The sequence below is a fragment of the Nostoc sp. genome (assembly GCF_054880495.1).
This window is the reverse complement of the sequence record NZ_JBTYKD010000104.1, coordinates 24,217-36,051: the sequence shown is the minus strand read 5'-3', so window position 1 is coordinate 36,051 and position 11,835 is coordinate 24,217. Positions and strand designations below refer to the sequence as shown.

The 11,835-nt window shown below is 44.7% G+C and carries 8 protein-coding genes; all 8 read right to left on the bottom strand.

The window, feature by feature from the left end; genetic code table 11:
* Window positions 1-36 precede the first annotated feature (36 nt).
* Entirely contained in the window at window positions 37-894 is an 858-nt protein-coding gene (locus ACYTXL_RS11795) for a hypothetical protein (protein WP_461924909.1), read from the bottom strand.
* Window positions 891-2,519 (bottom strand): hypothetical protein, encoded by a 1,629-nt coding sequence (locus ACYTXL_RS11790; protein WP_461924908.1) that lies wholly within the window; start codon window positions 2,517-2,519, stop codon window positions 891-893. Before ACYTXL_RS11790 ends, ACYTXL_RS11795 begins: the two co-directional genes overlap by 4 nt.
* A 17-nt stretch (window positions 2,520-2,536) precedes the next feature.
* Window positions 2,537-3,268: a hypothetical protein gene (locus tag ACYTXL_RS11785; RefSeq protein ID WP_461921683.1), complete on the bottom strand. Its 732-nt coding sequence runs from the start codon at window positions 3,266-3,268 to the stop codon at window positions 2,537-2,539.
* A gap of 91 nt (window positions 3,269-3,359) precedes the next feature.
* Window positions 3,360-4,478, bottom strand: coding sequence for a hypothetical protein (locus tag ACYTXL_RS11780; protein WP_461924907.1), 1,119 nt, complete (start codon window positions 4,476-4,478; stop codon window positions 3,360-3,362).
* A 335-nt stretch (window positions 4,479-4,813) separates the two neighbouring features.
* On the bottom strand, window positions 4,814-5,629 hold the full coding sequence (locus tag ACYTXL_RS11775) for a hypothetical protein (protein ID WP_461924906.1): 816 nt from the start codon (window positions 5,627-5,629) through the stop codon (window positions 4,814-4,816).
* Window positions 5,630-5,662: 33 nt separating this feature from the next.
* The gene (locus ACYTXL_RS11770) at window positions 5,663-9,010 is read right to left on the bottom strand and encodes a hypothetical protein (RefSeq protein ID WP_461924905.1); all 3,348 of its coding nucleotides are present in this window, start codon (window positions 9,008-9,010) and stop codon (window positions 5,663-5,665) included.
* An 87-nt stretch (window positions 9,011-9,097) separates the two neighbouring features.
* The gene (locus ACYTXL_RS11765; protein WP_461924904.1) at window positions 9,098-9,733 is read right to left on the bottom strand and encodes a hypothetical protein; all 636 of its coding nucleotides are present in this window, start codon (window positions 9,731-9,733) and stop codon (window positions 9,098-9,100) included.
* Between the two features lie 19 nt (window positions 9,734-9,752).
* Window positions 9,753-11,777: a hypothetical protein gene (locus tag ACYTXL_RS11760; protein WP_461924903.1), complete on the bottom strand. Its 2,025-nt coding sequence runs from the start codon at window positions 11,775-11,777 to the stop codon at window positions 9,753-9,755.
* Window positions 11,778-11,835 lie beyond the last annotated feature (58 nt).

Here is an 11,835-nt window from a genome sequence, read left to right as displayed (position 1 = left end):
AGAAATGTATTTTAACCAGTGCATAATGCATCACCTCTAGCGTTGCTGTCCTAGTCTGAGTAGGCGGTCATTTAAGGCGATTCTTCCTAATTCAGAAATAACCTCAACTGGAACACCAACAGATGTAGCTGCTTCTTTTATTGTGACTCTGGTATTTCGCAACAGGTCTAAAACTTGCTGCATTTTAAGAACAACTGGATCGCTTTTGTTGGTGTAACCCCGATTAATAGCAATTCTCAGCCCGGTTTCAATATCATCTACTCTCGCTCTGCGATTTTTATCTATTAATAGTGTCTGCTGTCCAGCGATCGCGCTACTTTCAGAAGCCGCTCCGCGTCTTGGCGCAGTGCCAGAGACAATGCCTTCTCTACGAGAGGCTCCGCCAACGGCAACGTCTTCTGGTGCGTCCGCTACGCGTAGCTTGCTTCCCTGTAGGGGTACGACGAACGCATTTGCAATCTGAATACCAACATACGCAGTGTTTCTACGCACTGGAACGATATCAAAGTTGTAGAGTCGCTTTTGTCCCGTTTTGTCTACAGTTTGGACAAGTAAGTTAGTAATGGCAGTGGTGGTAGCCCCTGGAAACTTTAGCGGTTGGATTGCCCTCAGAAAGATGGTTGTAGCGCGTCCGCTTTTTAAATCTGTATCTGTGGTGTAGACCAGTTGTGAAGGATCTGCTACCAAAATGTAGGCGATCGCCTCGTCGGTTTGAGTGAAGCTAATGGGCGTAGCACGTCCTGGAGTAATTTGAACCTGAATTCTGTTATTTGCAGCCATATCCCGTTCAATCAAGCGATATGCAGGAGTTTGTGCTTGTGCCTGTACAACAGGCGCTGTCAGACTGAGCAGTAATGTGCTAGTGCCGATGATAAGAGTAGCAAATTGTTTCATCGTTCAACTTTCAAAAAACTATTGACGACAACCGAGACTTCTGTACCTTCAGGTAAAAACTGGATATTTGGACGTTGTAGTAATTCCTGTACTGCTTGGTCAGAGCGCCTAGACAGACGTTCACTGACTGGACTAAAAAAGCCTTCTAGCGCCGCCGCCCAAATCTGAGGATTAGAGTTACTAGTAAGAGTACTTTGGCTAAAAGTGCCACTAGAAACAACAGTGCTAGATTGAGTGCGGGGCTGATTCACTATGCTTCCCACTTTACCCAAACTACTGAGTAATCCAACTAACAAATCTTGTTGGGCAATATCTGTCCCCACATCATTCAGCTTTTTAGCAATTAACGGTTGCTGTCCTCGACCACGAATTAGCAAAGTCTCAGCCGGAATAGTTTCCTGTTTGACTGTGCCTTGGGAGTCAGGGTAAATAAGCGCGATCGCACTAGCAGATACCAAGTTATTCTTTTTACCTACTGCCACTATTTTCGTTACTAAAACAGTACCAGCCGGGAGTGCCACTGTGCCATCTGTGGCTGTGAGAGGTTTGGTTAACTCGATAGCAAAGCGATCGCTCTTATTATTGCCTCCCTGATCCCAAATCATCGGCATGATAATTCTACCTGTGGCAGATGTACCCAGCGCTACCTCTTTAGTTTCATTGACATTGAGATTGGTTGTAGCTACAGGGGTGCGATTGAGGATACCTACCATTCCTGGAGTCAAGTTATCAGTTTTACTGTCAGTGCTTTTGGAGCCAATTAAAACTGTTTGAATACCAGGGTCTTCGGGAGTGGAAATGGATGTCCTAGCTGTTGGTTTCGAGCCTGTTGGAGTTTGAGTGTTAACAGCAACTTCTGACTGAGTTTCAGCTACTTTAGAGTTACCGATTTGCGACTGTCCCAGGCTAGCTAGTTGGCTCCACTGCTGGAAAGGATCGACATTACTTTCAGGCTGTCGTATTGGTGGTGAAGCTTGATAACTTACAGGATTGGGAGAAATATACCGCACTACTGGAGGCGCAGGTTGAGAAATTCTGACAGGAGTTATTGGTGTTATGCGTGATGCAGGAGTTGTGCGCGGTGAAAAAGTCTGAGGAGATGGCGTTGGTTTGGGTTTATTTTGTAAGGTTGGACTTGGGGATTTAGCAGCAACAGGTTCCACTTTCAGTTGTTGCCGTTGGTCTTGAAAGGCTAATCTGCTTTTCAGTTCGGCAGATTCATCTAAAACTGGTTCGCCTTTTGGAGATGTAGTAGGAGTTTGAACTACTTGTTTGACAGGAGGTTTCGGTTGGAGAAATCCAAACCAGATCAGTGCTACAGAGCCAATAACCATTCCCACTAAGGCAACTACTGAACCTAGTCGAACACTAGGTTTTTCTGCTAACGGTCGCTCTACCGCTCCTTCTGCATCTTGTTTCAAGCGATATTCTTCGGAAATGACCTGATTTGCGGTAGGGTTATAACCTGCCAACAACTGCTCCTCTTCAGGGCTGATATCATCATCAGCGACCAAAGTGGCTTGGTTAGAGCGATGATTGCCGTTAGTACTGTTGAATTCCGGCGAAGAATCACCAGAGTTTTCATTTAGGTAGTCAAATTCATGGTTTTGATTTGAATTGGTCATAATTCTACCCTTTTCCTTTAACGCCGTTGCTGAGAATTGAACTCAACCATTTTGGTAATTTGCAGTCCAGACGATCGCACTTCATAAATTTTCTGTTCTACCAGAGGGGCCTCTTTACCTAAAGGAGATCGGGGAATCTCCACTGCTTGGACGGTAAAGGTGCGGTTAAAAGGAATACGCTCATCTCTACCAGTAGTACGGTCAACTAAGATGCGGGTAGCAATGATGTCTATTTCCCATTCCCCAGGTCGTACTGCTCTCGGTTCTGACAGATAGGAAATAATGGTGGTGCTACGCAGTTGACCTGAAAAGAAGCTAGTAGGAACTAATTCGGCAATCTTCGGTAGAGAAGCTTTGGCAAATTCCGGTTCTAGCAGCAGGGAAGCAAACCAAGTATTTGTGGGAATGCGCCCATTTCTACCAACTTGAATGCCTTGGTCTGGTTGATTAGTACCAGTGAGTTTGTCATCCCAGTTAAATGTTAGGGTTGTCCAGTCACTAACTACCTTTTGAATTACAGCTGGATAGCGCCAGTTGCGGTCTTGCTCGGAAATGTAGATTGTCTCGCCATTTACTAACTGGGCAAAGGTCGTCTTGCGATCGGCGATTTTATTGACCCTGAAAGCGGTGAATAGAGTCAAAAAAAATATCAAACCGTTAAATGCAGTTAGGCAGATAAAGCAAACAGCTAGGAGGTTTTTGGCTTCTGGAAGCAATGGAGCTTGAAGTCGTTTAATTTGCAGAGTCATACCAAATTGGCATAGGTAGTATTGTTTGAGAATCCTGGAACAGCCTTGTGTTAAAGGTTTTTAATCTAAAATCTAAAATCCAAAATTGGTATTACCCCCTGCGGAGTAGAGCAATACTGGTTGCAGTTCCAATGGCACTGCTAAAAATATCGGTTAAGCCTTTGACATTGGCAGAAATGCCGTTATAGATTGCCATTCCCCCACCTCCAGCTATCAATACCGCCAAAACTGGTGCAAAGATGCTCAGGAAACATAAAAATGCTACATCAGATGCTAATTCAGCACCCGACTTCACCAGCACGACGGCTGCTAAACCTACTAAAATGTTGTAACCAAGTTGAACACCAAACAAGGAAATAAACCCTGTCAGCCACGCCCAAATAGGACGACCTTGTAATGGCAGCAAAGATAAACCAACTGCGATCGGTGCAAATAATGCTGTTAGCAACAGAGCAGCTTCCAAAATATTTACAAAGCCCCATTGCAGGGCATACAGGATAAAGCGAATGATGGGAATGGCAGTATCTCGAAACACACTACCTGGATCATTGGCAAACTGAACAGCAGTACCGATTTGACCAGGTAAAGTTCTATTCCAGAGAAAACTACCAAAATCTCGTAGTGGTTGGAGTGGAGATTTAGCTTGCTCTTCAGCTTTGGTAACAATTGCCTGTGCCTGGGCTTGCTTTGAGTTCCAGCATTCAACTAACTCTGTACCGACTTTTCCTTGACATTCGCTATAGAGGTTTTCTAGCTGTTGTCTAGCGATACTGCTAATTGCCACATTGGTAATAGCATCTCGAAATGTTAGTTCACCAACTTGAAGCTGAAGAACGCTTTGCACTTGGTTGTAAGCGAAGCCTCGGATAACAGTAATTGTCTTCGCCAGCATATTGCCGTTGGCCCCCAAGAAAATCATAATCACGATGGGCCAAACAAAGATTGATGCCAGTTCTGACCATGATTGCTTTTCAATGATTTCCTTGCCAGTAGTCAGCGCCACAAATAAGATGCTGGCGGCTCCCAAGGTGATGCCCAATTTAATCAAGCCAATCCATAATGCCGAACCGAGCGGATCTAAAGTAACTAGCCAGACGGTATTCCACGACTCAACTGTGGCACGAGAAAGTTCTAAAGAACTGGAGATAATTTCTAGGGCATCGGATTCGCCGCCTGTTACTGGAAATGATTGAGCAATAATGTGGATCATGAGTGTCGAAAGCGTTAGCGATCGCAGCTAAAATTGACAGGACTTACGGATAAGAAATGAGTTTGCGGAGCGTCCCATAAAGCCTGCGGCATAGCTTTGCTTGGGGCACAGCCTCTCGTAGAGAAGGGAATACACGAAGAAATGGAAGGTTTTGCGTAAGTTGTAATTGATTTACAATGTCTAATTAATTACTTAGAACTAGTACAGCACGGCATAAATAAACCAACCATGCCCCTACTCTTAAAACTTGCTACAAAATAGCTAAAAAGGTTGATTAATCAGCTTTTTGACTTTTGACTTCACGGCGGTACTAGCTCTAAGATTCCAATTCGTAGCTACTGCTTGTCAGAACCAAGGGTAATGCCACCAGGCATGATCAATAACCCCGCCTGTTGAGTTGCAGCATTACCTGCGGCAACACTCTTACGGCGATCGGCAGTATTGATCGCTGAAAGTTCCTTGGCTGTTTGAGCGGTTAAGGTGTTACTCAATGCCCTGTCAACGCGTGCTTGCTGGGCTTCAATAAGCATCCGCTCGTTGACGCGACTGGTAAGAGCAGTCTGTTGGGATAGGTTTTGCAAAATCTGTTGGGTGACATCTAAACTTTGGGATTCCTCACCCAAGCTGACGCTTTCTTGAGTATCTTGTTGAGTAGCTTGCTTAATTTGAGCCATCTGACTTTGGGCTGTTTGGCTCAAAGTAGCCTGATTAGCGATCTCTGTGGCAACTGTTCTAGTAGCATATTTACCAAGGTCTTCACGGATACCATAAGAGCTTTGACCATTGGTTTTGTTCTCCAAAGTTTCAGATAGCACGGCACCAGGATCGTTGTTGGCAGAACCGTTCATGATTCCTGCCAAAACTTTGTTTAAATCTGGAATTTGAATTGCACCCAAGGCAGAATTGAGCAAATTGCCAAGAGGATTAAATAGGTCATTTTGAGCGAAATTTTTGACATCTCCCACAAAATCATTGATTTGAGATGCTGTGTCTGAGGTGAAAATACTACCAGTAGTTTTGTTACTAACAGCAGCAGCTACTGGATCTTGACCGTTGTCTTGAGTGCGAGCAAGGGCTGGACTGGCGATAGAACCAAGTGACAAAATTAGAATCGGTGCTATCAATCTGATAAAGGTAAGTTTAGATTTCATGATTCACCTTCCTTAATGCAGTTTTTAGATATATCAACTTGCAATCAGGCTACTTTCAGCCTGTTGGCCATCGTTATTCTCTGGGCGATCGCTTTCTCCTTGCAGAGATGCTCCGCTTTGGTTAAGCCTGTCCGCAGGACTTACGGCTGGGCGTAACCAATCGCGCAATACTGGGGTTTGATCTATCTCTTTGCCAATATGCTTAAACCCTTTGTTTTCCTTCAAAGCAGGAATGTAAGCATCGGTAAACGCTCTCAGTCCTAACAGGTTGCCTTTAGCGGTATCTGGATACTGAGCCATCACCCGTTCTCGTGCTTCCCGTTCATCCTGGTTATTGGCAACACTGGCCAGCATCATTTCTCCAGGGTAAAAGCGGGTACGCCAGAATCTACCACCTGTTTCTACTAGCCAGCAAGAATAAAGGTCGCTGGTACGGGGCAAAAATGCTTCAGTTGCATTCTGACTGATAATATTGATGGGATAGCTCAGATACTGTTGGAAAGAAGCAATACCGCTACTGGTAATACGTCCGGTAATCCGGTAGGTCATGTTCTGCATAATTTGAGCGCCTGTTGAACACTCGCAAATGGTATCCGGGTCTTGGGACAACAGCAGAACAGCAATGCCTTCTTTCCTTCCCGTGGCACAGGTTTCGCCTATGATCTGGGCAAAGCCATCTTTACGTAAAAGCACTGAAAGCTCATCGCCAATAAACAAACTCTTGGGATGGGATAAGGCATTACGGATACAAGCACTATGGGCGTTAATTGCCATCAAGTAAGCATCCTGTTCGTTACTCAATCCACTGAGAGCAAAGAATTTAATCGCCGGAACTGGGGAAAAAGTGCTGGGACGAGCGATCGCTTTGCCTAACCTAGATGCTAGTAAAGCGCTAACCTGATTTTGGATTTGGTTAAGTGCCTGTCGGTCAATCTCTTCAAAGGATCTCAGATTGAGACGTTCTCTAGTACAGAACTTGACGAAATCTGGTAGCGTGGGTATCTGCTGCCATTCTGGTGAAAGCCAGCCCATCTCAAAGGCTTGGTTGTAGCGAGTAATAATTTCTGGGTCTTTTAGAAATACGTCCAAAGCTTTGACTAGCAAGGCATCAACCCGTTGAGCTAAATGTGGGTTTTCGACTTTACCCATAGCGATCGCTGTTAATGCTTTGCGAATAAAGTCCTTCCAAGATTCCATGCGCCGTTCCCGTTCTGACTTGTCGAACCGTCGTAAATCTGGCGGTTCCAGTAGGTTACTGCTGCCACTGGAAATATCGTAATATGCTCCTTGTTCCCCCAAAAGCTCAATTGCCGTTTTGAAAGTGCTGTTACCACTGGCAGAGATATCCATACCAACAACGGGAATATTGTTCGCTAATGCCTCTAAAGCAAAACGCCATCCCAAAACGCTCTTTCCTGAGCCGGAAGTACCTGTAATTAGAGCGCGTCCAATCTGTTGATGAAATAAATCCACATAAATAGGCTTGCCACCACGGCTGGTAAGGAATTCCACACCTTGTTTATCGATGTCCTTGGGGACAGTTAGGGGCATAATTCCAGCTACAGTATGGGTATCTAAAGTTATTCTGCGTTCGCTGAGATTACCTCCGTGCAGCAACCATTTGCAGGTAATCGGCAGGGTTTGCAGCCAAATTTCCCAAGCAATATTACGCTCTCGAATGACTTTGGCAGTCTCAAAACTGTTAGCCAATAAGTTGCAAGCGTGGGTTAACTCTTGGGCACTGTGACGATAAACTAGAAATACAGGCGCACAGTGCAACGCTTTCGTGCCTTCATAAAGTCGTCGTTGGGCTTCAAAGGATTCCTCCTGTTTGATTTCCGCTCCAACGTCCCGTCCCTGTCCTTTGGTTATGGCTAAAGTGCGGGCTGTTTTGGATTGTTTTGCCTGACGCGCTAGGTTGTCTTGGATTAAGAAGTCATTGCTGCGGCTGATTTCAATCCAAGCTTCTGTATCGTGGACGTAGCTGGAAGCAAGGATTTTCCAGACCCACTTTAGCTGCTCTTGGGCATTAGACCAACCGACGGGGGGATCTGTTACAACCATGACTCCACAAACCTTGCTTTTACCTGTGAGGTAAACTCGGTCATTATCTCCCCGATGTTCGGGACAAGCGGAACGTCCTTGTTGTCCTTCAATCAGTAATGTACAGATGTGCTTATCGGTGGTTAGGGTTTCTGTTAACTCCAGTCCCGTCTCAGTCTCCTTCAGTGTAATGACTTGGGGAATAGGAGGTGCTGCACCCTCATTAAATCGATTCCAAAGCCACTGCCACAAATCTGTAGCATTGCAAGGTGTTACTTCTAAGCCAATTTTGGTATTGAGCAGCAATTCCCATTGGATAAATCCTTGCTGAAACCCTTGCAGTAATAGCTTTTTGAAAAACTCCTCTTGGTAAATGCGCTTATTCCCTGTAATCAGTTCAACTGCCCAAGAGCCAAATTTCCTGCATTTTTCAATCAGTCCACCCACAAAATCCTTTTGCTGTGAACCAGCTTCATCATCGCTCGTCCAAGTACAGAAGGCAATTTGATTCCAGATTTGGCGAGAACCTGCTTCCTTGAGTTGTTCCACCCGCAATTGCTCGTTGCGAAGCAGCACAGAAACTGGTTTCAAGTGGCAATCGTCTGCTAAGGCAGTAAGCGGGGTTTGGTGTTTGTGCGGTACTCCCTTGGTAGAGCCTGTCTGTAGGGGATATGACTCAGTATCATCACTATAACAGCCTGTACAAAAGGTAATTTTTTCACCGGGGGGTAGTTCTTTCAAACCCTCTTCGATAGAGTGGGCAAATTCGCTGACCTCATTTTCATGGAGTATGTCATGCAGTCCAGCGATGCGAAACCCAAACACGAGTTGATACTGAGAGTTGCCTTTATCCAATAACAGGGCAGCCACTTCACGATCATCTTTCTTAATTTCTGCAATACAGCAGATGTTTACCTCATTTTGGAAGGGCATGAGCTTACTTTTGCCTCCATATTGATTCGGTACAATCAGCGGCTTGAATCGGATTTGCACTTGCGAGTCTGCGTAACGCCGACGTACCCACCAGGGTCGATATTCGGGGATCGGTGAGATGTAAATGCTGTTACTATTGCACCACTCTGTTCCCGGTGGATTACGCCATCGATCTAAAAACTGATGGGGCTGTTTGCCTGTGAGAATCCACCAACTGATAATTAGCCAGAATGAGGTGGCAAAGAACCAACCCATACCCAAACTGAGTAAACCATTGGTGAGAACATAGCAAACTACAATGATGGCAATCCAAGGAAGTAGCTGTTCAGCCGGAATTGGCCCAATGCTGGCTTGTTTGCCTAGAATCCGATTGACTTTGATGAATTCTTGATTGTCTTGTGCCATATTTGTGTAATTCTTTGGTGCTGCATTCTGACGAATGTTTTCTGACTTCTGAATTCTTATTTAATGGGTATAAAATTCAAGTTGGGTTTACCTGATGGCTGATGTTGTTCCTGTGCCATTACCGACAAATATGAAAGTGATAACATCAATGGCAATTACGATGGAGAACGCTAAACCAACTTGAGTAACAATCGGTCGCCAGTCGTTACCTTGCTGTGCTTGGTTATAGGCAAATAGAGAAGCAGCAGCAACCAGTAGCAAGAATGCACCTCGGATGAGGTTGAATGTTAAACCAACAACGTTGGCATCCAAAGTGCTAGTGGAACCGCCTCCGGCTTGGGAACTTTGTTGGGCTAAATTGTTGAAGAAGCTTTCCAACCCGCTTAAGAAAATAGCTTGGGCTGGAGTTGTAAAGGTATCGAGTAAAGCGGTAACAGTGATAATGGCGGCAACAATATGCCAAAAGCGAATTTTTCTACCTAAATACTTTTCTAGAATTGGTACTGTGCGAATTACGTACCCAATACTGAAGAAAACAATGGTGGCACATCCCAAAATAGTGACGAATATGGGTTTGGTAGCTAACAAATAAATTCCAATCACAAGACATAGTAAAATGAAAAGTAAGTCTGTGCGGTTGATTTTCAGGTTTCTCAAGTTGTTTGAAAATTTACGAGATAGCAGCAGTTTTAACTGAGAAATGTGAGATTTTGTGTTGTTCATTTTTCTCTTCTGGGTAAAATTAAACTTGCATTTCTGGTTTGCTGGCTTTTCTTTGAGTTTGTTTCTGACGTTGGCTTGCAGTATCTTTATCAGTCTGGGCTTGGGTAGAGCGAGTTGATTGCTGATTGTCTAGTAGCGCTTCTATCTCACGCAGGGGGATGCTGCACTGCAAAATCTCCGGGGGCTGCCCTGGTACTAAAACGGCATCAAGCACTTGTTCATCGTTACGATTAGGGTTAAATCCTTGAAGTAGCCGTGTATTATTGGGCAGTTTCACGACTTCAAATTCGTACTTGACTTTGCCCTTTTCAGTCCAGGTGAATGTCGGTTCATCGTTGCTGTTAAAATGGTTAGGTAGTTGTTCTTGAAATTTTTGAATTAATGCTTGGGTGCTGGCTTTGAGGGCGTATTCTTCTTTCGACTGTGGCAGTTTGCAAATGCCAGCCTTTTCATCAGGGCTGAGATTGTCTTGTGCGATCGCCCACTGTCCCTGAGTGCGAGTACCAGCAAAGAGTGTTTCAGCTTGGGTATTTTCTAAGGCAATTGCTACCTGCTTGTCCTGTGCTTCCACCCATAAAGTTTTGTTACTGGAAATGGCGATACCTGCTTGGGGAGATTGGTCAAATAACTCACCAGCAACTTTGGCAAACCCCACTAAAGCATCAGCACAGGCAGCTTGTTGTTGCTGTGCTTGGCGTTTCGTCAGATGTTCTAAAATGTCAACGTCTGCTGGTGGCTGGTTAGCAGAGTTAGGTTGGACAATATCTGCATCAGTTTCTGACTCGACAACAGTAGAATTATTCTGTGATGCTGCCATCTGTTTTTCCAATCGGCTAACTACCATTTCTAAACGGTCAAGTCGCTTGGAAAGAACTTTCAGGTAGGCTTCAATTTGGTCAAGCTGTTCGCTAACACTGGCATCCTTATCTAATTCAAATGGTTGAGATTGGTATTTGGGGTCTAGTTTGTCACCAAGATTGTCTACTTTCGAGCCGATTTTGGTAGCAGCTACAGCCAGTGGATTGTCTGTGACTGATTCTTCAGATACAGTTTGAAAATCTTGAGACTTTTGAGACTCCGATGAGTCCGGCTTTGCTTCTTGCAAACGACTGGCTATGTTATCTACTTGGTCATTTTGCCGTTGCAGTTCTTTGAGAATTCGTTCAAGCCGCTTTTCATCAGCCTCGGCTGCTAGCTGTTCCAAAACTCCCTGTCCCACAACAATTCCCAGAGTTCCCAATTGTCCAGCTAGTCCTGCTAAATTCACCCCATTTACTTCTCGTCCATTGGTGGCAGCTGTGGCACTTAAACGCGAAGCTTCGTCTAGAGGTTCTCTGGATTTGGAGTTTTTGGCAGCAGTTTTATTGGTCTTAGCTCTGTCCTGAGTTTTAGGTTGTGTTTTAAGCTGAGACTTACTTTGGGTTTTAGTTGAAGTTTTGGCTTGAGTTTTAGTTTGGGCTGCGCTAACACGACTAACAGATGGCTCGTCTTCTTCACCTAAGTCATCTAGGTCATCAAGTTTGGTGTTGAAATCGTCATTTAATAGGTCGTCCAGTCCGTCGTTTGTATCATCTATTTCTTCATTTTCTTCATCTAAATCGAGCAGGTCATCTTCTAATTCATCATCGAGATCGTCTAGTTCTGTTTCAGCAAAACCGCAAATTTCAGCAATGTTAGAAGGGGTGAAGTAGTTTTCATCTTTGTTGGTAATTCCTTCGAGGTTTTTAATCAGGTACTTGCCACTGGTTCTGTGGTTGGGATCGCTGGTGAGGTAGAAGCGATAGCCTCTAATCTCGTCATCATCCCCGCCTCCAACACAGAGTTCTACTGTGATGGGGGCTTTACCCGATTCCTGGCTGTAGTTTTCTACATAGGCTTTAAAGTCTTCGTGGGACTGGATAGAATCATCTTGAATTGAGGATGCGATCGCTTTATCCAATGTGTTTTCAATATGGCGGAGTTTGCGGCGATCTGTCAGGTTTTCCCATGAGCGATTTTGAGAATTTTGTCTTTGCTTAGGTTTGGTCAGTGTTTTGGTAGCCATAGGTACTCAAAGCTGATTGCCTTAGCAGTTAGCCTAACAAGACTTGATCTGGAAGCAG

Coding starts and splice junctions, on each gene's coding strand:
- ACYTXL_RS11795 (WP_461924909.1), bottom strand. CDS start 894: ATGAAACAATTTGCTACTCTTATCATCGGCACTAGCACATTACTGCTC.
- ACYTXL_RS11790 (WP_461924908.1), bottom strand. CDS start 2,519: ATGACCAATTCAAATCAAAACCATGAATTTGACTACCTAAATGAAAAC.
- ACYTXL_RS11785 (WP_461921683.1), bottom strand. CDS start 3,268: ATGACTCTGCAAATTAAACGACTTCAAGCTCCATTGCTTCCAGAAGCC.
- ACYTXL_RS11780 (WP_461924907.1), bottom strand. CDS start 4,478: ATGATCCACATTATTGCTCAATCATTTCCAGTAACAGGCGGCGAATCC.
- ACYTXL_RS11775 (WP_461924906.1), bottom strand. CDS start 5,629: ATGAAATCTAAACTTACCTTTATCAGATTGATAGCACCGATTCTAATT.
- ACYTXL_RS11770 (WP_461924905.1), bottom strand. CDS start 9,010: ATGGCACAAGACAATCAAGAATTCATCAAAGTCAATCGGATTCTAGGC.
- ACYTXL_RS11765 (WP_461924904.1), bottom strand. CDS start 9,733: ATGAACAACACAAAATCTCACATTTCTCAGTTAAAACTGCTGCTATCT.
- ACYTXL_RS11760 (WP_461924903.1), bottom strand. CDS start 11,777: ATGGCTACCAAAACACTGACCAAACCTAAGCAAAGACAAAATTCTCAA.